This window comes from Bacteroides sp. 1_1_30, from assembly GCF_020982715.1.
In the GTDB taxonomy this organism is placed as follows: domain Bacteria; phylum Bacteroidota; class Bacteroidia; order Bacteroidales; family Bacteroidaceae; genus Bacteroides; species Bacteroides xylanisolvens.
The window spans coordinates 1-25,898 of the sequence record NZ_JAJKHN010000073.1; the positions used below are offsets into that span (position 1 = coordinate 1).

General features: G+C 48.2%; 32 protein-coding genes and 2 pseudogenes. 14 read left to right on the plus strand and 20 right to left on the minus strand.

Going from position 1 to position 25,898, the window contains the following annotated elements; translation table 11 throughout:
- Window positions 1-341: 341 nt before the first annotated feature.
- Together LPH68_RS19300 and LPH68_RS19305 are read right to left on the minus strand one after the other, a co-directional pair.
- Window positions 342-839 carry a hypothetical protein gene (locus tag LPH68_RS19300; RefSeq protein ID WP_230297065.1) on the minus strand — a complete coding sequence of 166 codons (498 nt, stop codon included), beginning with the start codon at window positions 837-839 and terminating at the stop codon, window positions 342-344.
- Window positions 840-895: 56 nt separating this feature from the next.
- Complete coding sequence (locus LPH68_RS19305) at window positions 896-1,120, minus strand: hypothetical protein (RefSeq protein WP_121767178.1); 225 nt, start codon at window positions 1,118-1,120, stop codon at window positions 896-898.
- Window positions 1,121-1,506: 386 nt separating this feature from the next.
- Here LPH68_RS19305 and LPH68_RS19310 point away from each other — a divergent pair, with 386 nt between their 5' ends.
- Both LPH68_RS19310 and LPH68_RS19315 read left to right on the plus strand, forming a co-directional pair.
- Window positions 1,507-1,977, plus strand: coding sequence for a hypothetical protein (locus LPH68_RS19310; RefSeq protein WP_230297066.1), 471 nt, complete (start codon window positions 1,507-1,509; stop codon window positions 1,975-1,977).
- 428 nt (window positions 1,978-2,405) lie between these two features.
- Window positions 2,406-2,978: a hypothetical protein gene (locus tag LPH68_RS19315; protein ID WP_230297067.1), complete on the plus strand. Its 573-nt coding sequence runs from the start codon at window positions 2,406-2,408 to the stop codon at window positions 2,976-2,978.
- A gap of 153 nt (window positions 2,979-3,131) precedes the next feature.
- On the opposite strand, the pseudogene LPH68_RS19320 reads toward LPH68_RS19315, so the two are convergent.
- A pseudogene (locus LPH68_RS19320) lies at window positions 3,132-3,348 on the minus strand (hypothetical protein); the annotation flags it as partial.
- 643 nt (window positions 3,349-3,991) lie between these two features.
- Here LPH68_RS19320 and LPH68_RS19325 point away from each other — a divergent pair.
- From LPH68_RS19325 to LPH68_RS19340, 4 genes are all read left to right on the plus strand, one after another.
- Entirely contained in the window at window positions 3,992-4,300 is a 309-nt protein-coding gene (locus LPH68_RS19325) for a hypothetical protein (RefSeq protein ID WP_230297068.1), read from the plus strand.
- A 126-nt stretch (window positions 4,301-4,426) separates the two neighbouring features.
- Window positions 4,427-4,993 carry a ribonucleotide-diphosphate reductase subunit alpha gene (locus LPH68_RS19330; RefSeq protein ID WP_230297069.1) on the plus strand — a complete coding sequence of 189 codons (567 nt, stop codon included), beginning with the start codon at window positions 4,427-4,429 and terminating at the stop codon, window positions 4,991-4,993.
- A 1-nt stretch (window position 4,994) separates the two neighbouring features.
- Entirely contained in the window at window positions 4,995-5,498 is a 504-nt protein-coding gene (locus LPH68_RS19335) for an SLOG family protein (RefSeq protein ID WP_230297070.1), read from the plus strand.
- 530 nt (window positions 5,499-6,028) lie between these two features.
- Window positions 6,029-6,439: a single-stranded DNA-binding protein gene (locus LPH68_RS19340; RefSeq protein ID WP_230297071.1), complete on the plus strand. Its 411-nt coding sequence runs from the start codon at window positions 6,029-6,031 to the stop codon at window positions 6,437-6,439.
- Window positions 6,440-6,559: 120 nt separating this feature from the next.
- On the opposite strand, the gene LPH68_RS19345 is transcribed toward LPH68_RS19340, so the two are convergent.
- Together LPH68_RS19345 and LPH68_RS19350 are read right to left on the minus strand one after the other, a co-directional pair.
- Window positions 6,560-7,024, minus strand: coding sequence for a hypothetical protein (locus LPH68_RS19345; RefSeq protein WP_230297072.1), 465 nt, complete (start codon window positions 7,022-7,024; stop codon window positions 6,560-6,562).
- A 21-nt stretch (window positions 7,025-7,045) separates the two neighbouring features.
- Window positions 7,046-7,285: a hypothetical protein gene (locus LPH68_RS19350; RefSeq protein WP_230297073.1), complete on the minus strand. Its 240-nt coding sequence runs from the start codon at window positions 7,283-7,285 to the stop codon at window positions 7,046-7,048.
- Between the two features lie 126 nt (window positions 7,286-7,411).
- Here LPH68_RS19350 and LPH68_RS19355 point away from each other — a divergent pair, with 126 nt between their 5' ends.
- A complete protein-coding gene (locus LPH68_RS19355; protein ID WP_230297074.1) occupies window positions 7,412-7,666 on the plus strand; it encodes a hypothetical protein in 255 nt (84 codons plus the stop codon).
- Between the two features lie 65 nt (window positions 7,667-7,731).
- Here LPH68_RS19355 and LPH68_RS19360 read toward each other — a convergent pair whose 3' ends face one another.
- The gene (locus LPH68_RS19360; protein ID WP_230297075.1) at window positions 7,732-9,051 is read right to left on the minus strand and encodes an ATP-binding protein; all 1,320 of its coding nucleotides are present in this window, start codon (window positions 9,049-9,051) and stop codon (window positions 7,732-7,734) included.
- A gap of 260 nt (window positions 9,052-9,311) precedes the next feature.
- The gene (locus tag LPH68_RS19365; RefSeq protein WP_230297076.1) at window positions 9,312-9,530 is read right to left on the minus strand and encodes a hypothetical protein; all 219 of its coding nucleotides are present in this window, start codon (window positions 9,528-9,530) and stop codon (window positions 9,312-9,314) included.
- A 72-nt stretch (window positions 9,531-9,602) separates the two neighbouring features.
- Here LPH68_RS19365 and LPH68_RS19370 point away from each other — a divergent pair, with 72 nt between their 5' ends.
- The 5 genes from LPH68_RS19370 (at window position 9,603) to LPH68_RS19390 (ending at window position 12,840) form a co-directional block, all read left to right on the plus strand.
- Window positions 9,603-11,354: a ParB/RepB/Spo0J family partition protein gene (locus tag LPH68_RS19370; protein ID WP_230297077.1), complete on the plus strand. Its 1,752-nt coding sequence runs from the start codon at window positions 9,603-9,605 to the stop codon at window positions 11,352-11,354.
- 90 nt (window positions 11,355-11,444) lie between these two features.
- The gene (locus tag LPH68_RS19375) at window positions 11,445-11,828 is read left to right on the plus strand and encodes a hypothetical protein (protein WP_230297078.1); all 384 of its coding nucleotides are present in this window, start codon (window positions 11,445-11,447) and stop codon (window positions 11,826-11,828) included.
- A gap of 46 nt (window positions 11,829-11,874) precedes the next feature.
- Window positions 11,875-12,150: a hypothetical protein gene (locus tag LPH68_RS19380; RefSeq protein WP_230297079.1), complete on the plus strand. Its 276-nt coding sequence runs from the start codon at window positions 11,875-11,877 to the stop codon at window positions 12,148-12,150.
- An 8-nt stretch (window positions 12,151-12,158) separates the two neighbouring features.
- The gene (locus LPH68_RS19385; RefSeq protein WP_230297080.1) at window positions 12,159-12,431 is read left to right on the plus strand and encodes a hypothetical protein; all 273 of its coding nucleotides are present in this window, start codon (window positions 12,159-12,161) and stop codon (window positions 12,429-12,431) included.
- A gap of 34 nt (window positions 12,432-12,465) precedes the next feature.
- The gene (locus tag LPH68_RS19390) at window positions 12,466-12,840 is read left to right on the plus strand and encodes a hypothetical protein (RefSeq protein WP_230297081.1); all 375 of its coding nucleotides are present in this window, start codon (window positions 12,466-12,468) and stop codon (window positions 12,838-12,840) included.
- A 361-nt stretch (window positions 12,841-13,201) separates the two neighbouring features.
- On the opposite strand, the gene LPH68_RS19395 is transcribed toward LPH68_RS19390, so the two are convergent.
- From LPH68_RS19395 to LPH68_RS19455, 13 genes and pseudogenes are all read right to left on the minus strand, one after another.
- Window positions 13,202-14,779 (minus strand): RNA-binding domain-containing protein, encoded by a 1,578-nt coding sequence (locus tag LPH68_RS19395; RefSeq protein WP_230297082.1) that lies wholly within the window; start codon window positions 14,777-14,779, stop codon window positions 13,202-13,204.
- A gap of 14 nt (window positions 14,780-14,793) precedes the next feature.
- Window positions 14,794-14,991: a helix-turn-helix transcriptional regulator gene (locus LPH68_RS19400; RefSeq protein WP_230297083.1), complete on the minus strand. Its 198-nt coding sequence runs from the start codon at window positions 14,989-14,991 to the stop codon at window positions 14,794-14,796.
- A gap of 158 nt (window positions 14,992-15,149) precedes the next feature.
- Window positions 15,150-17,336 carry a type IV secretory system conjugative DNA transfer family protein gene (locus tag LPH68_RS19405; RefSeq protein ID WP_230297084.1) on the minus strand — a complete coding sequence of 729 codons (2,187 nt, stop codon included), beginning with the start codon at window positions 17,334-17,336 and terminating at the stop codon, window positions 15,150-15,152.
- A 12-nt stretch (window positions 17,337-17,348) separates the two neighbouring features.
- Window positions 17,349-17,834, minus strand: coding sequence for a hypothetical protein (locus LPH68_RS19410; protein WP_230297085.1), 486 nt, complete (start codon window positions 17,832-17,834; stop codon window positions 17,349-17,351).
- A 27-nt stretch (window positions 17,835-17,861) separates the two neighbouring features.
- Window positions 17,862-18,518 (minus strand): DUF1566 domain-containing protein, encoded by a 657-nt coding sequence (locus LPH68_RS19415; RefSeq protein ID WP_230297086.1) that lies wholly within the window; start codon window positions 18,516-18,518, stop codon window positions 17,862-17,864.
- 24 nt (window positions 18,519-18,542) lie between these two features.
- Window positions 18,543-19,055, minus strand: a complete 513-nt coding sequence (locus LPH68_RS19420) for a toxin co-regulated pilus biosynthesis Q family protein (RefSeq protein WP_230297087.1) — start codon at window positions 19,053-19,055, stop codon at window positions 18,543-18,545.
- Window positions 19,052-19,882, minus strand: coding sequence for a conjugative transposon protein TraN (gene traN / locus LPH68_RS19425; protein ID WP_370638806.1), 831 nt, complete (start codon window positions 19,880-19,882; stop codon window positions 19,052-19,054). The genes LPH68_RS19420 and traN overlap by 4 nt, the downstream gene beginning before the upstream one ends.
- A 41-nt stretch (window positions 19,883-19,923) precedes the next feature.
- Window positions 19,924-20,304 (minus strand): hypothetical protein, encoded by a 381-nt coding sequence (locus LPH68_RS19430; protein WP_230297088.1) that lies wholly within the window; start codon window positions 20,302-20,304, stop codon window positions 19,924-19,926.
- Between the two features lie 12 nt (window positions 20,305-20,316).
- Window positions 20,317-21,456 (minus strand): conjugative transposon protein TraM, encoded by a 1,140-nt coding sequence (gene traM, locus LPH68_RS19435; protein ID WP_230297089.1) that lies wholly within the window; start codon window positions 21,454-21,456, stop codon window positions 20,317-20,319.
- 24 nt (window positions 21,457-21,480) lie between these two features.
- On the minus strand, window positions 21,481-21,861 hold the full coding sequence (locus LPH68_RS19440; protein ID WP_230297090.1) for a hypothetical protein: 381 nt from the start codon (window positions 21,859-21,861) through the stop codon (window positions 21,481-21,483).
- A gap of 12 nt (window positions 21,862-21,873) precedes the next feature.
- The gene (gene traK / locus LPH68_RS19445) at window positions 21,874-22,488 is read right to left on the minus strand and encodes a conjugative transposon protein TraK (protein ID WP_230297091.1); all 615 of its coding nucleotides are present in this window, start codon (window positions 22,486-22,488) and stop codon (window positions 21,874-21,876) included.
- A 20-nt stretch (window positions 22,489-22,508) separates the two neighbouring features.
- Window positions 22,509-22,895, minus strand: a complete 387-nt coding sequence (locus tag LPH68_RS19450; RefSeq protein WP_230297092.1) for a hypothetical protein — start codon at window positions 22,893-22,895, stop codon at window positions 22,509-22,511.
- Between the two features lie 24 nt (window positions 22,896-22,919).
- Window positions 22,920-23,381 (minus strand): annotated as a pseudogene (locus tag LPH68_RS19455) (hypothetical protein); the annotation flags it as partial.
- Between the two features lie 202 nt (window positions 23,382-23,583).
- On the opposite strand from LPH68_RS19455, the gene LPH68_RS19460 reads away from it, so the two are divergent.
- Both LPH68_RS19460 and LPH68_RS19465 read left to right on the plus strand, forming a co-directional pair.
- On the plus strand, window positions 23,584-24,726 hold the full coding sequence (locus LPH68_RS19460) for a site-specific integrase (protein ID WP_070782453.1): 1,143 nt from the start codon (window positions 23,584-23,586) through the stop codon (window positions 24,724-24,726).
- 14 nt (window positions 24,727-24,740) lie between these two features.
- Complete coding sequence (locus LPH68_RS19465; protein ID WP_004292636.1) at window positions 24,741-25,886, plus strand: site-specific integrase; 1,146 nt, start codon at window positions 24,741-24,743, stop codon at window positions 25,884-25,886.
- Window positions 25,887-25,898: the final 12 nt, after the last annotated feature.

A 25,898-nucleotide genomic window follows, 5' to 3' on the forward strand; every position in this document is an offset into this window, starting at 1 on the left:
TATTAAAATTATAAACTATGAAATTAAACTCAATGAAAATGGTTCAGATGACTATAATTTCCAATTTAAAATAACAGCAGTAACAGGAATCCGAAAATAAGATTTATATGAAAAATTGTATAACAAAACTTCTTTCCTTATCCGTGCTTATTTGCGGATTTTGGAGTTGTTCTAAAGAGGATACGGGAGCAACATATAATAAAACATATATAACAGGATACCTTAGCCCAGAGCATGCAATTATTGATAACATTGATTCTGGAATAGAATTTAGTTTAGAAGGGGCTGTTATAACATCAGGTAATGCGTTTGATAAATTATCAAAAACTTATAACGACTTATCATACAACAGATATACTGTTTGTGGGCCACGTATAGCAATAAACAAAGATATAAACGAAATTAAGGTAGAAACAATAAATGATGTCGATATGGTGCAACAACTCTGATTGCGAAATTCCATTTGTGAGATTGTGAGCCTGATCGCTGATTACATATTCAGGTTTAGCCTTAATCTCCTTAATGGATTTCTCAATCTCTTGCTTGATGTCGTCCCCTTTAAAGCTACCGCCGGATTTCATACTGACAACCGTCACATCCTCATGCTTAAGAGGTCGGCCGGGATGTTCAGCAGGAACACCAAGAATTAGAAGAAGTTTCTCTCGATTAACCATGATGCTTTCGTCAATGATATACGCAAACTTTTTGTCTGTAGGTTTGCTGTCATTCTCATAAGCGGATAATCCAAGTTTCTTCATCCAGTTCTCTACGGTGTTATAGCATGGTACTTTTCCACATTTTCCTTCAAGCACATCATTGAAGATTTCAAGTATCTTCACTACAGTGCGAAGGCCGCAGTTGGTACGAATGTAAATCAATACACAAAGCTGAACAATCAGAAGAGAGTATCTATGTCCGGGAATAGGGTCGATAACAATTTCATTTGTTCTTCGGTCACAGTCACGGTCTTTACGTCTTTTTTTTTAAGTTCCTTCCTTGTCTCCTTAAGCTTAGCCTCTTTGGCTGCTTTCTGAGATTTGAGTTTGGCATTTTCTTTACGAAGACGTTTAACCTCTTCTTCCAGGGTTTCTTTATGGGGTTTTGAATCTACTTTTTTCATTGCTTTTAGTTCTAAATTATTTGACTAAGATACTAAAAATCAATGAAATACACAAATTTTCAAAGAGCAATTTTGCTTATTAAAGCATTGAATTTAAGAGCATTGTATTAACAATAACGAGGGCGTTTTGTACTACGTTTTTAGGAACGTAGAACTGGACACCCTATAAGATAACCTTTGGAGATAACCATCCTTATTACCAATGGGGACGAAAGGATCCGTTCCTTCCTTCTAATGGCTACCACCTAAGTTCTACAGAAGTGGAGAAAAATGAGAATAAACGATGGTTCGGAAAAGACGGTATGTCTAGCAAAAGCAATCCAAAAGTTGAAAATTTATCGACAGGAAGAAGTTGCATTATGAACTACATACTCAAGCCTGAAGTAATGCATAGTGCAAGTTCGGCAGACAACACCTATTACAATCTATGGGATATTACTCATAATGGAACAACAGGTAAATCTGTCAAGAGTATCTATGATCCCTGCCCGGCAGGTTTCAAGGTTCCGGACTCAGATGCGTTTACTGGGTTTGTAGATGCAATATACACAGGCAAGCCCAGTGTTGAGGGAGAAATTAGAGGTCAATGGGACCCCAATAATTATGGATGGAAATTTTATGTGACGTATCCTTCTCGTGATGATGATAAAATGATATTATTCCCTGCCTTGGGATGGCGAGACCCGCAAAGCGGTGGTCTGAGCCAGGATGGCGACAACGGAAATTATTGGACATCTGCTCCAAGTAGAACACCCAGTGCATATTATCTATTTTTGAAACCTGCTCCAGTCCAGGTCGGTCCGAAACTAAGCAAGGACCGCTCAAGGGCATTGGCTATACGTCCAGTAAGGGAGTGATAAGATAAATAGAGATTTGTTTATTCAAGTTTTGATTAGCTGGAAGCCCCGTTTATAGCATATTCTGATGCGGCATTACCGTAATTCATGAGCAATAAACAGCCAGCAAAGGCTTCTGAATGCCTTGAAAAGTTTCTGCTTTTACCGGTGAAACAGACATCTGCAAAGGCAGATACTATAACTCTGCGCAGCAGATATACAGCATTGAAAATAACATAAATTTGAGAGAGAAGAACTTTACTAGTTCTGTGGGAGATTTTCCGGGAAGGAAACTCCCACAGATTATTTCAGCAAATTCTGTCTATTTTAAAGTTATCATGTCAAGACATTCCATACAGCGTGGATGCAGACATGAATGTAAATATAAACTAAACGATTGCCTGCATGGTTTCTTTGATATCGTGCTCAAGTTTTTATATACCATACAAATGAGAAAGATATTAATCACAACATTACTATTCTATACCACCTGCCTATTTGCTCAGACGACACGCCATCTCTCTATCGAGCTCCTGGGTGCCCAAAACACAGTAGGCATCAACTACGACAGCCGTTTTAGAGGAATAGATGGACTAGGATATCGTGTAGGAATAGGATATTGCTATAGCAAAAACTCAGGCTGGTTTGACGAGCGTATCAAGGGCATAGGCATGCCGTTGGAACTGAACTATTTATTAGGAAAGAAGAGCAGCAAACTTGAACTGGGCTTCGGCGCAAGTCTGGGAGGATATCATGTAAAGGAAAAAACCGTATATTATACCGATGCCGAATGGTATTCCGATCAGTATAATAGCTATGAAAAGGTTACGAAATCTTATCAATACACGTCTTCAGGCTATCAATTCGGTTATTTCCTCTTCGGCAACATCGGCTACCGCTATCAGCGATCCAATGGACTCATGTTTCGTATAGGAATGTCTCCGTCATTCAATTTCGGTGACAAATACGGCATAGAAAAATCAGCCTTCTACCCGTACCTCGGTTTCGGATGGTCATTCTAATCAGGTTAGATTTGATTATTCATACCCCATTATTGTTACTAATAGTTCCCGCCCTCTTTATTGGGGGCGGGAAAAATAGGTTATTCCGAGCCTCTTGCATGCTGCTTTGGCCAAGATGACAGTTGCAAGCGATGCATTGAAGTGAAGCTCCTGCTTACTGATGATAGATCCGTTGAACGAAAAGCAGTCGAATATTTCATGCTCAAAAAAGGTTACGGTATGTCAGTTCTGAAAAACATCCATACCTGCCCAATTGGAGTAAGTTCTTACGCTCCGGTATGGCCATGAATAATTTTATTGCATTCATGACTGTTTTGAGAACCGACAGGTACTCGGATTGGTATTGCATGAGGAGTGTTTCTTTAGTCATAATCAGAAGAGTTGAGAGACTTCTAATTTGCTAAAAAAATAATGAATTGTGCAATACTTTTCATCTTTATTATCAGCAGGTTAGTATTTTTTTTAGCACATTTCTTCATGCTTAACCATTCGTTTTTGACAACATTTCAAGTACCTCTTTAGTGTTTTCGAACCAGCTTTTACCGTTTCTATTGTTTAACTTTTAGTTTTTCGGTAAAAATTTACCGAAGTATTGAGTATGAATTTCGGTGGATTATAGCTATTTAATTGATGGATAATATTTTGCATCGTTATCCACTGTTATACGGCTTTCCGCTCCACGTTGCGTTCCCTCCGTCTGTTATACCGAACAGACGTTTTTGCCTGTAAGACCGGTACACGGCAAATGGCATACAAGTCTGCTATATGCTGTGTGTCCGTCTTCTTGGGGCAAAGCAAGGACGCAGGCCTACTTGTCGCTGGCAGCAAGAAAGCCTGCCGGTAGTCCTTGCCGGAACGTCTGTCTTCCTTGCTTTTCTAACCGGCTGTGCCGCTGTCCTTTTCTCCTCATATAGCTCCCACACCTTCTGCGGAGCGTCACAATGCTTGTCCGCAAGAGACATTCACTCGCCCTATGGCAGCAGAGCTGCTATGAGTCGAGTGAATGACTCTTTGTGCGGAGGACCAAACATGAAAAGACCCTACGACTCGGTCTCAAACTGACAAGGCTGCGCTTCGCCAGATTTGAGACTAAGCCGTCCGGTCACTTCATCGTGAAGTTTGGACCGGCAAGCCGCAGACGCTCCATTGCCCACCCATTCCTCTTATATTGTAGTGCCCTGTTTTATCATTTGTCAACATTTATAGAGAAAGCGTTCTCTGTCGTCACCCAGCTCTGTGGAAGTCATATTTTCCGCAAAGTAAACCGCTCGTTACCTGACGCCAAACCGCCATTGATGTTGGAGCAGGAAATCTTCCTCTGACACGTCAGAGCGTATTTCATGCCCCAGGTTTGTCTTAGCGGTAATCTTCGAGCGGCAGTGCCGGCTGAAAATATCCCTCCACAGGCTGAACGGCCTTCAAGAAGAGGGAAACAAAATGACAGCATCATGGCAAAGACGATAGACATTGAACTCCAAAAGCAGTTGGACAAACCGCAGACATGGTTCTGCAAGTATTTTCCTGTACGTATACGGAACGTAGGCGAGCGCGAACTGGCAGACCGCCAATTAGTGTTTGACTTCAAGGATGGACGGGCATACGAAGAAGTAGCCCGACGCACGGCATCCGCCATGACCGAACGCTATGGGGCATCATGTACCGACATCGTGTTTTCTCCCGTACCGGCATCTACCCGAGAGAAGAACGAGATACGTTACAAGGCCTTTTGCCAAAGAGTGTGCGAGCTGACCGGAGCTATCAACGGATATGAACATGTTTCCGTAAGCGGAGAGCGGTTGAGCATCCACGAAAACCGCAAGGCGGAAAAGGAAATCCGGAAGGTGAATGTCCTTGAATTTGACTCGGCTTTCTTCAGCGGCAAGTCTGTGGTGGTCTTTGATGATGTAATCTCCAAAGGATTGAGCTATGCCACCTATGCTCATCAGCTTGAAAGCCTCGGAGCAAACGTACTCGGAGGATTCTTCCTTGCAAGAACCCATTACAAAGTGAACTGATATGATGAAATCCAATTTTGACAAAGCCGTGTCCGTGTGCTTCAGCGGACACCGCAACATTCCATTGCTTTATCGCAAACGGCTGAAACAGCTTTTAACCACAGAGATAGCCAAGGCATATGCAGACGGCTACCGACTTTTCTACCACGGGGCGGCACTGGGGTTTGACCAGCTGGCAGCTGAAACCGCCCTTTCATTGAAATCCGAATTGCCGGGCTTGCAGGTTGTTGCCGTGGTGCCGTATCGGGGACAGGCCGAGCGGTGGAATGATGCGATGAAAGCCAGATATGAAGCTCTACTCCATAAGTCAGATGGTGTAATCATCCTAAGTGAGCACTACTTTCAGGGCTGTTTTCTCAGGCGCAACGACTTTATGGTACGCCACTGCTCACGCCTTATCTCTTGGTATGACGGCAAACCCAAAGGTGGTACGTTTTACACCTGCCGCAAAGCCAAAGCAGAAGGGTTGAAAGTTGCAAACCTTTACAACGGTGCAAGCGGATAACAGACCGTAGATTGTCCACCTGCAAACGACGTGGAATGTCAGCATAGCCGGCCGTGGCTATGCTGTTCTACCTGCGCATCGGTCAGTCGATACGTCTTCCTTTTCTATTTTCCTGATTCCAAGAATCACATCCTGCACACATCCTGTATGTCTTTTTTTACTTTGACATTCCTCCCTTTATAACTCCCCGATACCTCGCCGCTATGCGTTTCTCTTTTCTATCGTTTCCCTCTTCTCGCTTATCCGGCTCATTCCTGTCCTCGCCGGTTGGTTTTCCAGCCGCAAAGGTGGACTGCCGCGCTTGGTTCCGTCACTTTGAAGTGCATTTCCTGTAAAATTCTTCCTTTCGGCTGAAAGCGTAATTTTCCGGAAAAAGCGTCGGAGACCGCTTGTTCGCCAGTCCTTATGAAGCATCTGTAAAATTCCAAGGCGGTTCAGACAGAAAACGGAACCGAACCAAGGGAATAAAAAAACAAAGTCACTTTAGGTAATGGCAGGACTAACCACCTTGCCGCAAAACATTTTTAGTTATGTTATACGTTCATACCATCGGTCGCATCGGCAGAGATTGCCAGGTCATTACAGGAGCGCACGGCTCATTCATCGCTTTCGACATTGCAGTAGATGATTATTCACACGGAAACAGCATCACTACATGGGTGAGGGTACGGAGCAAGAAGGAAAACCATATCCGTCTGTCCGAATACCTTACCAAGGGTCGTCTGCTTTTGGTTGAAGGGACACTCTCCACTTCACTCTGGAAAGACAAAGAGGACAATCCGCAAATCCAGATTTCCATCTCGGCGGATGTCTTGAAGTTTATCAGCACCGGCAAGCGTGATGGTGCATCAGCCGAAGTAAGCAATCCGGTAGTTGCAGCAGGCGATACATCGACTCCTCCTGATGCACCGCAGGATAGCAACGAGGATTTGCCGTTCTGATAATAGTTGTATCTGTTTGATAGACTGTTAATACTAAATGTAGTATTTACTAATCGTAGTAAAATAGGATATTAGGAAATTATCATTTACTAAAGTTAGTAGATACTACGTTCTTTGTTTTTAATTCCGTTCATCTATCAGAGTATCATACATTTCGAAAATCCTTCTTCTATCATTGCAGAACTCGTCAGGGATTATCTGAAAATTCCCGCTTTCTATACGGGCATTGACTTGCGGAGCGGTTACGACTTTCCCATTGTAAAGAAAACCCATATGTTTGCCGATGGCTTTTTCGGTTGCGTCAGCCCATACTTTAGCTTTGTCAGACTTTATTTTTCCGGTAATCATGTAGGTCATAACGTTGGCACTGTTCAAGGCAGAATCTATTCGCAGGACTTCAAAGTCAGCCGTGGTGACAATGGGTGACGAATCAAAAGTCTGCGTCTTGCAGTCTCTTATAGGATACCATCCGTTTTTAACCGGTTTGTCGGAACAGCTTGTAAACAGCGCAGATGACAGGATTGCTGCCCATGCAGAAAGCAGCATGACTTTGGCAGGAAACGAAACTTTACTTTTAATTTTCATTAGTCTTGGAATTAGATGCAGTTACATGGATACAATCAGTATGATAGTATAAATGACCGAAACGATGCCAATAACCAAGAAAATGACAGACCATTTCAAAAAAATCCGTGAAAAGGATTTTATTCCATAGATGACGCAAATGAGCGAGCATAATGTCACACCGACCGGAATGGCGAAAAAACAGATTGTCAGAATTAAGACCAGCATGATAGCAGCAACGGTACCTAAAACGATATTTTGGCTTGAAAATTCTTTGCTCATACGATTGGTTTATCTGTAAATTAATGTCTAGGCGATGCCTCAAACACCAAGTTCCTCAAGAATTGCAATGGGGCCAAGGATTACATGGATTTGGCAAAAGAAGTGTTGAAACTAAAATAAGCAGATATGAGCAAGAGCGATTTATTGAAAGACGGCATGAAGACTGGATTGGACGGATTGCTGTCATCCACGAAAAAATCTCCGCAGAAGGAGAAACCGATGCCGTCTAAAAAGGAAAAGGAGCCGGCAGTACATTGCAATTTCGTCATTGACAAGAGTATTCATACACGTATGAAATACCTCGCCATCGAGAAGAACATGTCATTGAGAGACATTGTGAACGAAGCGATGAAGGAGTATCTGGCAAAGCATGAAAAGTGAGGGCTTTCCTCACTTTTTCCTGCTTCTGTTTTTTTCGTACGTCCGGACTGAACAGCCCGGCAATGTTACATGTCTGCCATAGACAGCCCTTTGTATGAGAGGGCATAGCCCTTGAACTCTCCGGTAGCACGTAGGAATACAGCTGCCTTCGTCTCCAGCACTGCCAGGTCGATGTTCTCGGCCCTACGCTTTACTTCAAAGAAGGTGGCGGTGTCCTCCAGTTCGTTTTCCGCCACGATGTCAATCTCGTTTTCCCCCTTGCGGTCCCACCAGCTTCCGATGCGGGTAAAAGCCTGCTTTTCTATCAGCACGCGCTTAAAATAGCGTTCAAGCATCAGCCCACTGAAGGTCTCGTAGTCACGGTTCACAATTGTTTTCACGCTTCCGTAGTTCTCTATCTCCAGCATGTAACTGTATTTGTAGATGAAGCGGAACCAGAACGTAAAGAAGTTGTCCTCTATCGTATAGCGGACATTCTTTACGGTACTTCTTTCAAACAGCGGCTGCTTCTTCGATATGATTTCGTACTCTCTTTCCAGTTTGGTCAGATAGCCGCCGATTTCCTTGCCGACCACATTCTCTATTTCTGAACGTGATGTCTTTCCCCGTGCAATGGCTGACAGGATTGAGAAATAGATACCGTAATCCTTTCCGAACTCTTCTATCAGGATGGCTTTCCCTTCGCCCAGGAAGATGGAATCGGCTTTGATGATGTGGTCAAGCATGGCCGCCTTGCCGGTGGCTCCTGCATCCACCAGCAGTTGTACATATTTGGCCACGCCTCCCGTGAAAGCGTACAGGGCCAGCAAGTCTTCCGATGTATAGGCAGGATTATATTCCGCCAGAATTTCCTTCAGGACGCTGGGTGTAAACGGCCGGACGGTCATGAAGCGCGACTGACGGTTATACAGCGGCTCTTTCTTGTCCTTGAATATCTTGGTCATCATGGAGTATATCGAACCGCAGACTATCAGGTTTATGCGAGACTTCTGGCTATAAAGGTCCCAAATGCGCTGCATGTCGCTGAACACTGATTTGTTTACACGGAAAAATTCCTGGAACTCGTCGATGAAGAGCGTGATGGGGCGTTCTGCCGAGAGCTTCATCAGGTATTCGAACACATCGGAAAAACGTTCCGGGCGTCCCATGGTTGGAACCCCCAACTTGTTCTCTATCTCAAGTCGGTAATCCTCGCACAGGTCTCCTTCTGCTTTTCTGGCGACAAAGAAATACAGCATCGGTTCATTCTCGTAGGCCTTCCGTACGAGCATGGTCTTTCCGATACGGCGTCTGCCGGTCACGACCGTAAACTGGGCGTTCTCCCGCGCCTGTCTGCCTATCTCCTGCAGGGAGGCTATTTCCTCTTTTCTGTCAAAAAATCTCATATTCTTGCCTATTTTAAAATCTATATTCCGAAACGGCTATTTCCGAAACAGCAGTTTCTTAACTGCAAAAGTAGCGATTATTTCTGAATAACACAGACTTCAAGTCGGATATATTTATGGCAAAGTCCTGAACTGACAGAATTTCCAGTCAACATGCCTTTTTTATGCCACCATGCTGTGCTTCGTCTGTCCGGTTGTACTGTATATCCTTATATTCTTCTTTTTCAGTCCATCTGTTTTATCATCTGCCTCCCGGCGTATCATTTCCCTTGTACCTTAATTCCGAATGTTGTTTCTCCGGCACATTTCTGTCCTTGCCGGTTGGTTTTCCAGTGCAAAGGTGGACTGTCGCGCTGGATTCCGTCACTTTGAAGTGCATTTCCTGTAAAATTCTTCCTTTCTGCGAAAGTGTAATTTTCCGGAAAAAGTGTCGGAAGCAGCTGGGTCGCCAGTCCTTGAAAGGCACCTGTAAATCCCAAGGCGGTTCAGACAGGAAACTGGACCGAACGGAGGGAAACAAAAAAATCAAGTTCAAACTAAATTTTGTGATTATGGAAACAACAACAGCAGTTCAATCAATGGAGAAAAACATCACGATGGTGGCATTGGCAAACGTACAGCCGAGTAACTACAACCCACGCAAGAATTTTGACGAGGAAAGCCTGTCGGAACTTGCCGAAAGCATCCGTCAGCAGGGTCTCCTGCAACCTGTCGGAGTGCGTCCAGTGGCAGAAGACCGCTTTGAGATTGTGTTCGGAGAACGCCGATACCGAGCCTCCCTCATGGCAGGACTGGAAGAGATTCCGGCTATTGTTATGGAAATATCGGACGAGACAGCCGAGGAAATGGCGGTGACGGAAAACCTGCAACGCAAGGATGTCACACCGATTGAGGAAGCCAATGCTTATCAAAGGCTCATAGACAGCGGTCGCTATGATGTACAGGCTTTGGTGACGCAGTTCGGCAAGAACGAGAAGTATATCCGCACACGCTTGAAATTCGTCTCCTTGATACCCGAAATAGCCCGGCTTTTGGAACAGGACGAAATCACTATCAGCGTAGCGAGCGAAATCTGCCGTTATGGGGAAGAGATTCAGCGAGAGGTGTACGAGAAGCATCTGTGTGAAAGCGTACAGCAGTACAACAGTTGGCGAGGAATGAAAGCCACCGAGGTGGCACGCAGCATCGAACGGCAATACACCACCGACTTGCAACGGTACGCATTCGACAAGACCCTCTGTCTGTCATGCCCCCACAACACCAACAACATGATGTTGTTCTGTGAAGGCGGTTGCGGAAATTGCGCCAACCGCACCTGCCTTGCAGAAATGAATGCAACCTATCTCACAGAGAAAGTCGTGCGACTAATGGAAGAACGCCCCGAGGTAGCCCTCTGTCAGGAAAATTTCAACGGCAACGAGGACGTGATGGAACGGCTGACCGCCATGGGCTATGAGGTGGAGCGTCTCAATGGCTATGCAAAGCCCTATCCCGAGCTGTCCACAGCCCCCCTAAAAGAGGACTACGACACAGACGAAGCATACGAGGAAGCCTGCAAGAACTACGAGCAGGAAGTGGACGACTACATAAAGGAATGCGAGGAAATCCGAACCCGAAGCGAGGCAGGCGAAATTACCCTTTATTTCCGCATCGAGAGCAAGGACATCGTACTATGCTATGTAAGAAATGCGGTGCATTCATCCACAGGCTATAATAGTACAACGCAGGAGCAGACGCTCTCACCGGTGGAGAAATTGGAGAAGCAGGATAAGCGCAACAAGGAGATTGCCCTTGAAAAGACCGTAGAGGACACCAAGAAGCAGATTCTGGAGGTGGATATGTCGGAACGCAAGTTTGGGCAGGACGAGGACAAGATGATTTATTTCTTCCTGCTTTCTTCCCTCCGCAGGGAACACTTTGCAGAGGTCGGCATTAAGTGCGAAAACTCCTACCATTACCTCACGGACAAGGAGAAGATGAACATCATCGAGAATCTTACAGCCAAGCAGAAAGCCGTCATCCGCAGGGATTATCTGATTGCCAATTTCAAGAACGCATCAGGCAGCAATGCCACGGCAAGCCTCTTGCTTGACTTTGCAGAGAAGCACATGCCCGAAGCATTGGCGGAAATCAAGAACGGACACAACGAGGTGTACGAGAAACGCCATCAGCGCATCGAGGAAAAGAAAGCCGTCCTGCTCGTGCAGGAACAGGCTAAGCAGGAAGCGGAGCCGTCCGATGAACCACAGCCCGAAACGGAAGCGACTGCAGGCAAAGAGACAAAGGAAGAGATTGCAGCTTGACACCATAATCACCCTTGGACGGAGGAGCGGAGAAATCCGCCCTCTGTCTTTTCATTTCATTGAAATTGCCCTATATAATTATATAATAAGGTGTATGGATTCACAGCCAATCGCTTGGCAGGATTGCCGGGCGGCGCGTCTGCCGACATGTGCCGTCATCCGCGCAAACTCCCTTTTCTATCCCTTTCTAATTGCCTCCCGATTCCCCACCGCCACCCGTTACCGGTTCTATCTTCTGTTTCCCTCTTTTCTATCTATTCTTATCTGCTTCAGCCCATACCTGTCTTCACCGGTTGGTTTTTCCAGTCGCAAAGGTGGACTGCCGCGCTGGATTCCGTCACTTTGAAGTGCATTTCCTGCAAAATTCTTCCTTTCTGTGAAAGCGTAATTTTCCGGAAAAAGCGTCGGAAGCAGCTGGGTCGCCAGTCCTTGAAAAGCTTCTGTAAATCCCAAGGCGGTTCCGACAGCATATAGGACCGAACGGAGGGAAGAAAAAAACAACTCTTTAAATTTTATGGACATGGACAATATCAGAGAAAGCAAGGAGTACAAGTTCGCAAAGGAGTGGGAAATGGCAGTAAACAGTTTCAGTTTCAATCCCAAGCGGTTCGCCGCCGCTATTCCCGATATGCACCCCACGCTGCAACAGAGCCTTTATCGACTGGTCAAGGAGTGTATTGTGGTGATGGCAGACGAGACACGCCATTACGATGAACGCAACCGTGCTTCGCATGAAGAAGCCAAGTGTATCATGGAGTATCTCAAGAAAAACGGTAAACATATCCCATTAAAATGAACAGGCATATGAAAACACAGAAAGTACAGTTTGACGGAAAGGCTTATGATTGCCGTGTGGTGAAATCCAACGAAGGAGAAGAACTGCTCATCGGCTCGACACTCTTGCTTGACGCCCTGCAGCCGGGTAGCTTTGAAGACGAGAACGAAGGCTTTTCCAGTAAGGAAGCCGAAAGAATCTATGACAAGATTTTTTTCTTTACCGATGCGGCAACCCTTCGGCTCAGCGACGAGAAACTGATAGCCGAGTTGAAGAAGGATAATCCGGATTGGTTCGAGTGATACAAGTCAATAATCATCTTAATACAATATAGTTATGGAAAAAGAATATGTATTACAAATTGCACAGACCATCAAGGAACAGCTGGTAGGAATGACCCCGGCACCGGTTATCATGTCATGGGGCATCACCGAATTTGCTGCCACCATCTACAGGGACTTGCCTGCACTGCGCATCAAACTGAACGGACGGCTCCACAACGGATACGTCATGATTGTACTTAACGGCTCGGACTACTACGAGGTATATCTGCTCAACGGCTCCGCCACGGAGTGTATCGGCAAGGAAGTGTGCTTCGATGAGTTGGGCGATGTCATTGACTGCGCTGTCGAGAGCGGCACCGACCAAGCCGAATACGAGGAGTTTTGCAGGCAACAGCTCGGCAAGCTGTTGAGTGGACAGACTGCCTGACATGGCAGCAATAACTCTTTGCACCGCCCATACATCCGTACCGGCGGTGTTTTTTGTGCGCCCGGTTTTGCCGAAGGCAAAACATCCCTTTTTACTACGTATGGATAATCCCTGTAACGAATCCGCTTTTCTATTGATACTAGTTAGATTCCCGGTATTATCTCCAACCGATTGGAATAATCGCCCTCTTTCATCCAGACCAAGAGTCCTTTGGAATGGCAGAAAGCGGTTGGTTTTGTCTCGGAATAATACATTCTTTGTGTAAGACACGCTAATGAATCCTCATTGCCCCAATAATAAAGAGGTCGGGCATTTTCGCTGTCCGACCTCTTTATTATTGGGGCAGCACAATCATTTTGAATTACATGTGCTCCATATCCTCCCTCACCGCCACATACATCTGGTTGCGGCTCGTAGGATTGTCTGGCTCCGTCATCGCCAACGCCCCTGCACCAATCATCGGATTGATATAGACCTCCATAAGATTTTCCCTGTTTTTCAATCCCAAATGCTGTAAAATATCGAATAACGACTTTGGCTCAACACAGAACTCCAAGATTTGCTCCCTCCGCAATACCTGTTTATTGGACTTTCTTGCAGAGGATTCTTGTCGGGTTTTCTTATCGGGTTTTCTTGTCGGGTTTTCTTGTCGGGTTTTCTTGTCGGGTTCCGTCCCTAACTGCATGGTCAGTACCACATAGTCCGGTCGTGTTTCTTCCGCAACGGTAGGAAGCGGCCAACCCAGATATTTCCATCCGCTCACAATTTTATCCACACCGCTGCCGGCTTTCTCAGCACGACCAAGCATCATGAACATCTTTTGCAGAATTGGATTTCGACAAATGCTACGCCCACCTTCGAAATACTGCTTCTTGGAAACCAACATCATTCCTTGGTTCATAAAGACAAGGCTCTTGTCGGTACGCTCTACGATGATATGCCCTTGTGCATTGACATCCTGATGAACGATTGCGTTAATAAGGGCTTCCCTCACGGCATCGTGGGCAGGGGTCTCTTCCTGACGCACTCCGTCTTTTATCATGAACGGACGGGGCAGCGACTGTATCAGGCGGTTGTATACCCTTACATAGTATTGATAGAGATTTGCTTCCCACATGCCATCTGGATAGATACGGTGCGTCCATCGGATGTCGGGATTGTCGGTTGCAATCCGTTCCCGATAATCCACAAAGTACATTGGGTCGCCCGAAGGGTTGGTGATGCTGTCGTATTTACCGAACATCAGTATACCGGCCAAGGTGAATCCCTCTTTCCCGGTCTCGTATTCCGTGGTGTAAGCTCCTATCTTCTTCAAGAAATCCATGTCGCTGATACCTATCCACGGATGAGTGGGTTGCAGACTGGCGAGTGTCTGACGGTATTGGTGCAGTGATTCCTTGTCTATATCCCGCTCGAACTCAAATCCTGCAAGGATGCGTCCGTCCTGCGAATGGCGGTCATGCTCGGCATCTGCGAACATCCGCCTTACCTCCGCATCCGTACAGAGATAATCTCCCTCGTGGTTCCTGCGGTAAGTGCTCCCGAACGGATTGCTGCCGATATAGACCGGACGAAGCTCGTAGTTCGCACGTGGAATATCGCATATCAGGATATACGACTCTTCGATTTGCTCGATTCTCACGTCCGATTCCCTCGGTAGGCAAACGCTTATTTTCCCTTTGTTGTGGGCGCAGTCCCAGAAAATCTTCTTGTAGCGGACGATGGTTTCCTCCGTCAGTCCGTCAAAGGAGAAACGGTTATCCTTTTCCACCACGCCCAGCACGATTGTACCGCCGTTGGTGTTGGCGAAAGCCGAATAGCTCTCCCAAAAGCTGCCGGGGAATCCTCCGCGTGCTGATTTGAACTCGACTTCCGAACTTTCGCCCTGACCTATCAGTGCCTTAATCCGGCTCTTTATGTCTGTTGTATGTTCTGCCATGATGATGTAGGAGTTTAAGGGCGCAACAGTTCCCTGCGGCTCACGTTAAGTAATTCTGCAATTTTAGATAGGGTATGCAAATCCGGTTGGCAGGTGTTTGTACACCATTTGGACACGGTGGTCGGATTCACGCCAAGCTGCTCGGCCAGCCACACATTCGTTTTCCCTGTTTCGGCCAATACAGCCTTTATGCGGTTTATATCTTTTTCCATTTGCAATAAATTGTTTCTGAGTGCAAATATAATGCTTTTTACGGATATATCTGCTTGAGAATGGCGGATTATTGAAAGCATAAAAAGACATGCAATAACTCCGATGACATTGGCAGACGTTTCCCTTATTTATTCCCTCTGTTCGGTTGGATTAGCCGCTATTTGGCGTTACGCTTGTTCTGTACGTCCTTGATCATCTCCTTCACGTCTTGCCCCACCTGCACGAAATTCTTGTACAGGATGCGTTCGCGCTCCTCTCTCGACTTGAACGTGTAGAACTTGGGCAGCGGTACATATGCTGCTTCCTCTTTCTTTATCTCATTCATGTCAAAATCCGTCTTGCAGAAGAACTTCGTGGTCTTGAACTCTTCCGATTCCTGGATGTTCATCGAACCTCCGGCACCGGTTTTCGTCTTTACGAAGTCGCGTGCCGTCTGACCGCATATCCAGCCGGTGGCCATGTCCGAAATCTTCGAGGCAGGCACCAGGCTGTCCATGTTTTCGTTGAGATTGATGCTCGTCTTGTCCCGGTCGATGGTCACGCCCTTTTTGATCTGCACAACCTTGCCGAAGATGTCGTTCGACAGCCATTCCAATGTCTCTTTCGCGCGGGCCGAGCCGCTCACCACATTGCCCACCGTTGTGATGATTTTCTGCATACCTACCTTGCCATAATCGGCCTCCAGCTGCGGCAGTTCCTGAAAGCCGAGCGTTACGCTCACCTTGTTGCTTCGGGCCGTACCGATCAGGCGGTCTATCTTGTGGAAGTACAAGGTCGGCAACTCATCCACGATAATACTCACAGGGATATTCTTGCCCTGCCCGGTATTCACTCGTGTAACCAGTCGGTTCAATATCAACGCATTCAACGCACCGATAATACTCTCCATTTCGGGGTCGTTTGCTATCAGCAGGTAGCTTGGATTCTTCGGGTCGCTCACTTTCAGGTCGAAGTCGTCCCCGTCACGGTGGAATATCCAATAGCTTTCCTTGGTTGCCAGTCGCGAGGTATAGACACGCAGCGTACCGATCATACCCTCCAGCTGTTCCATCGCTTTGTTCTTGAAGGCCGTCTGAAAAGGGCCGAGTAGCGGAGCTACCTCATTGTCTGTTTCCAGTACTTCAAAAATAGTCTGGTAACTTTCGTTCAGGAATGACAGGATATGCGGCATATCCGAGTATTTTCCCAACCAATAGGCCGGTTCCACGATGTTGCCACCCTCCTTGTCACGCACGATACCTGTCGGTTTCCAGAATTTCGTCTGCGGGTCCTGCCGTCTCTCCGCATACAGCGGAGTGCCGTCGGCCGCATACGGTTCTTTCTCATAGTTCACGAAGAAGTAGATGCAGGCGGCAAGAAAGTTCACGGCCGAGGTCTGGAAGAACTGGTCGCTTCCGCCGCCACCCTCTTTCTTTCCTTTCTGCAGGGACTCCAGCAGCGTTTCCGCTGTTTCACTGGCAGCGGCGAGGTTGTTGATGTACTTGGCTTGGATTGGATTTACCCGGCGACTATACTCCACGTCAACAAAGTTTATCATATTAAACTTGCATCCTTTAGGCACTTTACCCAGTTTCTCGTTCTTCTTGTAGTGGTAGTACAGCTTGGTCGCCAGTGTCGGAAATTTGTAATCATATACAACCATCGCAAAGCCCTTGGCCGAGTGCTGCCGGATGAACGGTTCGATGATACTGAACGTCTTACCAGAACCTGGTGTACCGACTACCCAGGTTCCTCTGAAGCAGTTGCTGATAGAGATCCAGCCCTTCCTGAACTTTCCTTTGTAATAGTACCGCATGGGGATGTTCACACTATATTCGTTCTCTATCTTCTCTTCGCATTGTTCGAAACTTTCGTTCTCGAAGTTAAAGCGGTCCTTCATCAGTCCGTCCTTGATGAATTTCGAGATGTTGTCCAGGGCTACATGCACCAACACTACGCCTACGATGGAGGCCGTCATATAAAGAACGATATTCAGCGGCAGGGTGTAGAGCCTCGGTTCCAGCTTATGGCCGAACAACCAAACGGAGAGTACCAGCACCAGCAGTCCGCCTGTCAACGGATATACTACCTGTCTGCGTGCGTTGAACTCCAGGTGTTTCTTGTTCCGTGTACCGACACAGGTGATGCAGATGAGCACCACTGTCACAATCTTGCTGTACACCAGATTCCCGTCCCGGTAGATAACCCACTGTTTGATTCGTCCGTGGATATCCGTCAATATGCCGCCCCAATGGTCGAGCACCGCCGGGTCAATGGCATATTCAAAGAACTCCAGCAGTACGGATACATACACCACCGTACGGAATATCTGGTAGAATCCTTGCAATTCCTTACTTTCTTCCATGGCTTTAATCTGTTATTTTTTGATACCCCAAAGGATATGGATGTGAGGCCACTGCATGCCACCGTCATTGGCAAGCTGACCGATATGCGACACCGCATAGAGCGGTTCTATTCCCGGGATGTTGGTTTGGACTGCGGCACGTACCTCTGTCATGAAGCGTTGCAGGAATTGTCTTATTTCCTCGTCCGGACTGTCAGTCATGAAATCGGCAAAGTCTTCAATCCTGTCTTCATTGACGTAGAAGAGCATTCCTTGGAAAAAATCATGGTAACTGGCAGTGCGGGCATTCCATTCCGTCCGGATTTTCTCCCTGTGGCTCTTTACGGAGGGGAATCTCACGAAACAGTCGATTCCGTTGTCAATGAATATGAAATCTCCCGAAATATCTTCCTGTATGAGACATTTGCATCTCAGCAGATACCCGAAGAACCCATGGTTTGGCTGTGCTATATCCATACACTGCGGTGTCATAAAATCTTCAATACCGTTCATCTTCATAAGTTTACTGTTTAAAAGTTGATAGGTTTACTTGTTCAATGAAATGATCGGACGCACCCGGTGCGCCTGATTTTTCGGGGTCTCATGCATCGTGCCGCTGCCCAAAGAGTAGAGCCAGGCCTTGACCGTTTCCTGTCCGGCCACTTCTGTGGAGGTCCAGTACCAGCAATTTTCCTCGTCCGCCGGCAAGGGCTGGCCGCCACACCGTTCAATGATGGGGTTTACTTTTTTCAAGTTGCCATATAGTACCCGCATTTCAGCTACCGATGGTACGAAGGCACTTTGTTTATACTCCCACATATCAAAAACGGCTTTGGCCATCGGTGATGCCGTTTCCTTTGCCTCAAACAGCTTGGATGTATTGGCATTCCCGTCAAAAGCTATGGGATCGGCAGAAGTGCCCTGATCAACGCCGAGACTGTCGGCAAAGGCCAGCGGTTCAATGTCCCAGAGGTAAACCGCATAGCCGTACCCTTCCGCATCTTCCCGCTGTCCGGCATCGAACAGGACCGCTATCGCTCTCTTGCCCGATTGCTCATACGCTGTATAGGACAGCACTGTTCCGTCTGTACAGAGGACATACCCCGGCTGTATGGCCGTATCAGGCACATCGAAATGCGCATCACAGGCAGCACACAACAGAGCTATTGTTGCCGCTGCCACCCATTGTAATTTTCGTATCATATCGTTTCCGTTTTTTATGTTCCCTTATTTCACAGGCAGTTTCACACCCAGCACGACACCTGCCCGCAGTACGTCCGCACCTTTTATCATCACATCGCTCTTTACCTGCCAGTAGAGTGTCCATCCGGCCCGCAGCGCATAGTTGTGTTCATAGCCGAAATGCAGACCGCCGAGGAACTTCCGGGTATCGCTCCCTGCCGAAGCACCGATGCGCAGGCTGCCGTGGTGGTTGCGTCCCCTGGTGACACAGGGCTTGTAGGCTACACCGAAACCATAGGTACGGTAGTTGCGCCAGAATGAATCCGGGCAGATATGTTTGCACGAGGCGCATTGGACCCATTGCAGGTAGCCGTTGGCAAAAAACTCCCACGCATGACGGTAGTTGATCTCGTGTTCGTAGGCAAGTGTCGCATCCATGCCATTCTTGTAGAGCAGCCCCACACCGAGCGAGAGGCGTCCGCTGCCTCGCTGTGCGCTCGCACTGGCTGCGATGCACACACAGGCCAGTATCAGGATAATCGTCTTTTTCATGGTCATTCCTCCTCCAATAGATCTGCGTGGAACGAATCTGCCGCCAGTACATCCTCATAGTCGATGTTCAAACTGATGTTACGGCCGCTGATTTGCCGTTCCGTCATTTCGATGGTCAGCAGTTTGTTGTTCGGGAAGGTCAGCTTCTTCACGACCAGTACGTTCCGGTATCCGTGTCTGAACGTCTTGCCCGGTTCCAGCACCAGCGTAGGTGTCAGTTCGACGGTCTGTGCGTTGGTGGCCTTGGCAAGCTTCTTGTCCGTCAGCTTCACCCGTATCTCGTCGATGTCAAAACGGATGTTCGTCTTGTTCTCGATGGAGAAGTCGATGAAGAAATAGTTGCCCACCGAGTAGATGTTGTTCAGGCGCATTACCATGCGGTGCGCTTTAGTGGCCACATTGCGGATTTTCGCAGGCGAGTTCCAGATGCGCCGTGCATAGCTCGTCATGTCGGCGGTGGACATTGTCACTGCCGGATTGTTGAAGGCGTTGCGTTCCTGCAGCTGGATTTCCTTGTCCGTCACCGCCTCCTTCATCCGGGTCGTGTAGACCAGGGCATACTGCGAGCGGTAGCGTTCCGTCACGATGGTGACGATGGCAAGCACTTCGCCGTCCTCATGTCCCGCCTCCTTAGGTTTCAGCCGGATGACGTTGTCGATAGGCTGGTCACCTGCTACCTTGTCGGTGGAGATGTCCACGAAACGCACCGGTTCCGATGCCGTGATGACGGTCGTTACCTGTTCGTTCACCGTCAGCTGTTCCATTTCTTCATAGGTTGTCTGCGCCAGTGCGTTCTGTGCAGCCGGCAATCCTGCCGCCAGAAGAAATGCCATTGCGATTTTTTTCCAATTCATATCCATGTCGTTGATTATAGTTATTCGTTTGTTTCTTCTTTTCCCTTTTCTCTTTCCGGGACTTCCTGCCAGTCAATCCTTTGGGCGCAGATCCATGTGCAGCGTCCTGTCCGGGTCATCCGGACCTCGCATTCCCACCAGGTGTCTATCTCCACTGTCTTGAAGTTGACCTCCCCGTATCTCGGCCCGTAGAAACCGGTCTCCTTCTGAAAGGCGAACAGGGCAATCCTTTGTCCGTTCCCTGTCAGGAAATTGCATATCAGGGCAAAGCGGCTGCCGTGGTGCCACCATTGCCTGCTTACAAGTTTTCCGGTGAATGTTCTCGGCTCTTCGGGAGCGACATAGTCCTCATAGTACAGTCCATCCGTTCCCAGATGAAGGTTTGACAAATCCTTTTCCATGGTACCTGCATCTTAGTTTTTCTTCTCCTGTCCGTTCACCAGATACACGAACGTCCCGTATTTCAGATTGACCTTGTTCTTCTTGATGGCCTTACTGATGGCGTTGCTTGTCTTCTGGTAGGCATTGGTCACCGCCTGCATGCCCCATTGGGCGAGGCTGCTTCCCGTGCTGCCCATTCCCATGTTCATATTGCCCGACATGGCACTGCTCGCCACATCCTTGCTCGTTTCCCGGAACTGGCTGTTAGGTACATACAGTCCTTCCATGCCGTCGGTGTCATAGATGGACAGGCTTACCTTCATCAGTTCGTCATCCACCAGGATGCTGCTGATGCTGCCTTTCACCCGACCTGATGAAAAACCGCTTACTGTGGCGTAAAGGTAGGTTCCCCGTTTCACCACGTATTTTCCGATTTCCACGTCATCGAGCAGACGCAGCCTTACGCGCGAGCCGTCCACCGCCTTGATGTTCTCGTCGATGATGGCCTGTATGAGTTTCGGTTCTCGGGCATCCTTCGCCAGCGTGTTGAAGTAATCTGAAGCGGTCTTCACCTTGCGCACCACCTCGTTGGCCGGTGCATCGTCGGACGGTGTCTTCACCGCCCGCTTCTCTTCGTCGATGATTCCCGATGCTTCCGTTGCCCGGGGCGGAACAGTGTCGGCGGTCTCGGTCTCTGCCGGTGGCTGAACTGCGTTTTGTCCTTTCAGCCTTGCTTCGGCAAGGGCTTTTTCCAGTTCGGCGAGGGCTTCCTGTTCCCGTGCCTTGGCCGAGGCAATCTCAGCCGCCGCAGCCTTCTCCTGTTCCGTGAGCAGGTCGAGGTCGTCCTGCGTGTATTTCGATTCATATTCCTCCTTCTTCTTGCCGGATTCGTCCCGGTCGATGTTGTCCACTGCGGAGTAGTCCTGTATCTTGCCCCACGATTTTGCCATATTCTCGTACTTGCTGCCTATGCCGTCGTCCTTGATCTGTGCTCCCGGCAGTTCGGGATTCAGAAATTCCGTTGTCTGCATCGTCTTGTCCTTTATCTCCAGGGTTTCCGTGTGGAACAGGTCGAAGATGAAATAGGACGCGCCGAGCAGGGGGAAGTAGAGGATGGCAGGAAGCATGTACTTCGGCTGTCTCCAGTTGATTTTCTCCAATAGATTCTTCATTGCATGTCTTTGATTGATGGATGATTATCTCTTGCATTGTCCGGTTATTCCGTTTGTATGTTCCTGTCTCTTACCCTCCTGATGCAGCCTGTGCCGTTCCCTCAGCACCGAATCCTGCACCTCCGTTGCCGTGCGTCCCGCCGGACTGTGGCGGTACACCGCTACCAAGCGGTAGGTGTTCCAGGCAAAGGCCCCGATGACGAAAGTGAAGACGATGACCAGAAACAGCGTCCGGTGTGCGTCGGCGAAGCCCTGCACCCTGGCTGCAGCCCAGTCGATGCGTGTCATCCTGGCGAACCTGCGCCCGGCATCCACGTCACGCTCATAGCGTTCCTTGTATTGCGGATGGTTCTTGTCCGGCATCTTCTCTCCGAACAGCATCCGCCTGAATCCTTTGATATTCATACGCTCGTTGGTTTAGTAGTTGCTCTTGGTCTTCTGTTCGATGTCCTTGTTCAGCAGCGTACGCCAGTTGACGATCAGCAGTCCGTGCGGATTGTTGTCCGTCCTCGGTACCCGTTTGAGCTGTCCTGCCGTAACCAGCTCGCGCATCAGGATGTTGCTCCTGCGTTCGATGCGTTGCCGTCCGTAGTAGGTGAACTCCATGCTCTTCTTGTCAAAGGCGATGCTGTCGCAGAAGATTGAGAATACCGCACTCGTACCCAGGATGTTCGAGTAGAACCCTTTTTCTTTCAAGGTGTTGTATTGTGCCAGTCCCGTCTCATCGACCAGGTACATCGCTTTCTCCATCGTGTAGCGGATGTACTTGTCATCCGGTGCCAGCGTGAAGAAATAGTGGTGGAACCTCTCCACATGGCTCTTGGCTTCCACGTCCAGGGTTTCCTCCATGGTCGTCCGGTTCACGAGAATGGGCACGTTGCCGTCCAGCACATACACTTTTTTCTGTGCGTCCGTCACCATCGTGCGGGCAGTCCAGATGCTCGACACGCTGATGATGACGCATCCCGCAAGGAAGGCCGTGCAGATGATGCCCACCAGCCGGATTTTGTTCTCCAAATGCTTGATAACCATATTTCTCTATGTTTGATTGTTTACTGATTGTTTCTCCATTTCAGGTATTCCTCATGCAGTATCGGCATGATATCCTCCAGCAGGTCCTGCCGGAGCTTCTCGAACTCCCGTGGGAAGTGCTCCGTGTAGATTCCCAGTACGATTACCCGAATGAACACCCACCAGATGCCGCGTTTTCGTTTCCGAACTTTTTTCTGCAGCCTGGCCAGTTGCAGGCGGTAGGTCAGGTAGGTCGTCAGCGGGGCGATATACCGTTTGTCCCGGTCAAAGCCGTCGTTCAGTACCCGGTATTCCGCAGTGAGCCGCTGGTTTGCGGCACGCCGCATTTCTTCGTTGACACGCTTGTGCATGTAGCGGACGAACTGTTCGTCCCTGTACCATTTCTTCAGTTTCTTGCTTGCTTTCATCGTTCTATCTTTTTATAAGGTTTGTCATCCTCTCATCATGGTTCCGATGCCGCCCGTTGCCGTCATCTTGGCCTGCTGCGCCACACCCTCGCCGAAGTTTCGGGTCGAGAAGGCCGTGTCGCCTTCCGGAATCATCCACGCTGCCAGGTCCGGCACCAGGTTCAGGCACTTCAGGGCTACGATGCTTGCCGCCATCAGGTAGCCTGCCGAGAAGAAGCTGTTCTGCAGGTAGGCAGCCATCGTCTGCTCGCTGGCCGTGATAGCCGTCAGGTTCTCCACCTGTATGCAGAGCACGATGTCGAACAGCAGTAGCACGTAAAATCCTACAAAGTAGAGCATCGCCCCGTAGAAATGCACGGTCAGGTATCGGATAAGCCACTTCGCCCATGCACCTTCCCACTTGGGCAACAGCGAGAACGCCCATTGTATCGGGCCGAATATCGTTAGCATGCCCAGCAGGATCTGCTGGCAGTAGATGGTAGCCCATTAGCCAATGTATTGAAACGAAGGGAAAATAAAAACAGATAAAATCTATATAAATACTGATTATCAATGTATTATTAACTAATGATGATTTCTGTTGTATTCCTTAAAAATCTCTATTATTCGACATTTTTGTTACCTAAAACGATACTTATATCCGGATTATTTGTTACCTTTGTATATGGATATAAATCATTGATATACAATGGGAAGAAAAAAGAAATCATTAATAGAGAAATCTCCGTTCAAGTTACGTCACCGTAAACTGGCGGACGGACGTTTATCCCTGTTTCTTGACCGTAGTGTAGACGGCGGGCATGAGTACGAGTTTCTGCAACTCTACCTCATGCCGGAAACATCTGCCAAAGCAAGGCGGCAAAATGCGCAGACACTCCGCAAGGCGGAAGATATTCAGCGAGAACGGACAGAAGTCCTGCTCAATGCGAAGGTGGGAACAGTACCGGAAAGCAAATCTTCCGATATGCTGCTGTCCGACTGGATGACCATTGTCCGCAAGAACCACGAACACCGGGAAGCACGCGACCTGAACGGAATCGACAACGCCCGTAAAAACTTGCTGAAATTCCGTGCAGATGTCAGGCTCTGTGATGTGGACAGACAGTTTTACATTGATTATATCGACTGGCTTCGTTCTTCCTGCAAGACCGCATGGGGAAAACAGATTACTCCCAAGACGGCTCATTCCTATTATACCACTTTGCGTACCGCTTTGAACGAGGCTGTACGTGAGAGACTGATTGAATCAAATCCTTGGTACAAACTGGAGATGACCGAGAAAATCAAAGTTCCCGAAAGCAAACGGGATTTTCTGACCATCGAGGAGATAAAGAAAATGATAGCCACGCCATTTTTTAACGAGCAGGTACGGCAGGCATACCTGTTTTCCTGTTTTTGCGGACTTCGTATCAGTGACATACGGAAATTGCGTTGGCGTGACATTTCCATATCAGGCGGGCAATGGCTCGTGTCGGTAGTAATGACAAAGACCACCAATCCCGTTTATATCCCCCTTTCGTCCCAAGCGGTAAAATGGTTGCCGGAACGTAATGGCTGTACACCGGATGGCCTTGTCTTTGGAGGGCTGCCCAATACAAGCAACCTTTGTGTCAGTCTCAAGAACTGGGCTGATAAGGCAGGCGTAAAGAAGAACGTGACATTCCACACGGCACGTCATTCATGTGCGGTGCTGCTGCTGACGCTCGGAGCGGACATCTATACCGTTTCCAAAATCCTCGGCCACCGTTCCGTGCGTGCCACACAGGTTTATGCAAAAATAGTAGACAAGAAAAAGGACGATGCAATCACCTTGGTTGACGACGCATTCTAAATACATTATTATATATGGCAACAACAAAGAAATCGACCAGACTCAAGGAACCGGTAAAGGTGCGCACGAAGAAGCTCGCCGACGGTTCGGAATCCTATTATCTCGACATCTATGTTGACGGAAAACGCAGTTACGAGTTCTTGAAACTGTACCTGTTGCCCGAAATCAATCCTATGGTCAAGGAGCAGAACCGGGCCACAAAAGCGGCGGTAGAGGCCATCAAATCAAAACGCATCATCGAACTGACTCACTCGAAGGCCGGACTGAAAAAGACATCCGTCCGTTCCAAAATGCTACTGGACGACTGGATGGAAGCCTATCTTGCCGAACAGGAACGAAAAGGCGCGAGAGGACTGAAACTGTTACGAACAGTCTGCCGGTTACTTCCCCTTTACAAGAAAAAGGTGAAGATGAGAGAGATTGACAAGGACTGGTGTCTGGGTTTCATCGACTGGATTCAGCACACCTACAAGACCCGGTGGGACAAGCCGCTTTCACCCAAGAGTGCAGCGGACTACGTGGGTTATTTCTCCACCGCACTCAACGCCGCCGTCCGTGCCGAGGTTATCCCGGAGAACCCGATAATGACACTTGCAGCCACAGAACGTATCAAGGTGCCGGAATCCAAACGGGAATACCTGACCATTGACGAAATAAAAGTTCTGATTGACACGGAATGCCCCCGCGAAGACGTGAAACGTGCCTACCTTTTCGCCTGTTACTGCGGTTTGAGGTTGAGCGATGTTTATGCCTTACGATGGAAAGATATTGTTCAGGACGGGGAACAATACCGGATGTCAACCGTGATGCAAAAAACTACCACACCGATTTACTTGCCTCTTTCCCGCCATGCCGTCCGTTGGCTGCCTGAAAGGAACGGTGCGGAAGACGGGCTGCATGTCTTTGCCGGACTCCCGGCAGAACCCAATATCAACAAGGTACTGGCCAAATGGATGGCAACGGCAGGAATCAATAAAAAAATCACCTATCACACGAGCCGCCACACGTTCGCCACAATGATGCTTACCCTCGGTGCGGATCTTTATACCACGAGCAAGCTGCTCGGCCATGCCAACGTAAAGACTACGCAGATTTACGCGAAAATCGTTGACAGCAAGAAAGTTGAAGCGGTGAATCTGGTTGATAACGTATTTGGCTGACATCCTGCGTTG

Coding starts and splice junctions, on each gene's coding strand:
- traK (WP_230297091.1), bottom strand. CDS start 22,488: ATGGTTATCAAGCATTTGGAGAACAAAATCCGGCTGGTGGGCATCATC.
- LPH68_RS19305 (WP_121767178.1), bottom strand. CDS start 1,120: ATGAAAAAAGTAGATTCAAAACCCCATAAAGAAACCCTGGAAGAAGAG.
- LPH68_RS19420 (WP_230297087.1), bottom strand. CDS start 19,055: ATGACCATGAAAAAGACGATTATCCTGATACTGGCCTGTGTGTGCATC.
- LPH68_RS19450 (WP_230297092.1), bottom strand. CDS start 22,895: ATGAAAGCAAGCAAGAAACTGAAGAAATGGTACAGGGACGAACAGTTC.
- traM (WP_230297089.1), bottom strand. CDS start 21,456: ATGAAGAATCTATTGGAGAAAATCAACTGGAGACAGCCGAAGTACATG.
- LPH68_RS19415 (WP_230297086.1), bottom strand. CDS start 18,518: ATGATACGAAAATTACAATGGGTGGCAGCGGCAACAATAGCTCTGTTG.
- LPH68_RS19465 (WP_004292636.1), top strand. CDS start 24,741: ATGGCAACAACAAAGAAATCGACCAGACTCAAGGAACCGGTAAAGGTG.
- LPH68_RS19315 (WP_230297067.1), top strand. CDS start 2,406: ATGAGAAAGATATTAATCACAACATTACTATTCTATACCACCTGCCTA.
- LPH68_RS19390 (WP_230297081.1), top strand. CDS start 12,466: ATGGAAAAAGAATATGTATTACAAATTGCACAGACCATCAAGGAACAG.
- LPH68_RS19410 (WP_230297085.1), bottom strand. CDS start 17,834: ATGAAGATGAACGGTATTGAAGATTTTATGACACCGCAGTGTATGGAT.
- LPH68_RS19340 (WP_230297071.1), top strand. CDS start 6,029: ATGTTATACGTTCATACCATCGGTCGCATCGGCAGAGATTGCCAGGTC.
- LPH68_RS19310 (WP_230297066.1), top strand. CDS start 1,507: ATGCATAGTGCAAGTTCGGCAGACAACACCTATTACAATCTATGGGAT.
- LPH68_RS19430 (WP_230297088.1), bottom strand. CDS start 20,304: ATGGAAAAGGATTTGTCAAACCTTCATCTGGGAACGGATGGACTGTAC.
- traN (WP_370638806.1), bottom strand. CDS start 19,882: ATGGCATTTCTTCTGGCGGCAGGATTGCCGGCTGCACAGAACGCACTG.
- LPH68_RS19460 (WP_070782453.1), top strand. CDS start 23,584: ATGGGAAGAAAAAAGAAATCATTAATAGAGAAATCTCCGTTCAAGTTA.
- LPH68_RS19355 (WP_230297074.1), top strand. CDS start 7,412: ATGAGCAAGAGCGATTTATTGAAAGACGGCATGAAGACTGGATTGGAC.
- LPH68_RS19405 (WP_230297084.1), bottom strand. CDS start 17,336: ATGGAAGAAAGTAAGGAATTGCAAGGATTCTACCAGATATTCCGTACG.
- LPH68_RS19395 (WP_230297082.1), bottom strand. CDS start 14,779: ATGGCAGAACATACAACAGACATAAAGAGCCGGATTAAGGCACTGATA.
- LPH68_RS19335 (WP_230297070.1), top strand. CDS start 4,995: ATGATGAAATCCAATTTTGACAAAGCCGTGTCCGTGTGCTTCAGCGGA.
- LPH68_RS19330 (WP_230297069.1), top strand. CDS start 4,427: ATGGCAAAGACGATAGACATTGAACTCCAAAAGCAGTTGGACAAACCG.
- LPH68_RS19380 (WP_230297079.1), top strand. CDS start 11,875: ATGGACAATATCAGAGAAAGCAAGGAGTACAAGTTCGCAAAGGAGTGG.
- LPH68_RS19385 (WP_230297080.1), top strand. CDS start 12,159: ATGAAAACACAGAAAGTACAGTTTGACGGAAAGGCTTATGATTGCCGT.
- LPH68_RS19400 (WP_230297083.1), bottom strand. CDS start 14,991: ATGGAAAAAGATATAAACCGCATAAAGGCTGTATTGGCCGAAACAGGG.
- LPH68_RS19345 (WP_230297072.1), bottom strand. CDS start 7,024: ATGAAAATTAAAAGTAAAGTTTCGTTTCCTGCCAAAGTCATGCTGCTT.
- LPH68_RS19350 (WP_230297073.1), bottom strand. CDS start 7,285: ATGAGCAAAGAATTTTCAAGCCAAAATATCGTTTTAGGTACCGTTGCT.
- LPH68_RS19360 (WP_230297075.1), bottom strand. CDS start 9,051: ATGAGATTTTTTGACAGAAAAGAGGAAATAGCCTCCCTGCAGGAGATA.
- LPH68_RS19370 (WP_230297077.1), top strand. CDS start 9,603: ATGGAAACAACAACAGCAGTTCAATCAATGGAGAAAAACATCACGATG.
- LPH68_RS19440 (WP_230297090.1), bottom strand. CDS start 21,861: ATGAATATCAAAGGATTCAGGCGGATGCTGTTCGGAGAGAAGATGCCG.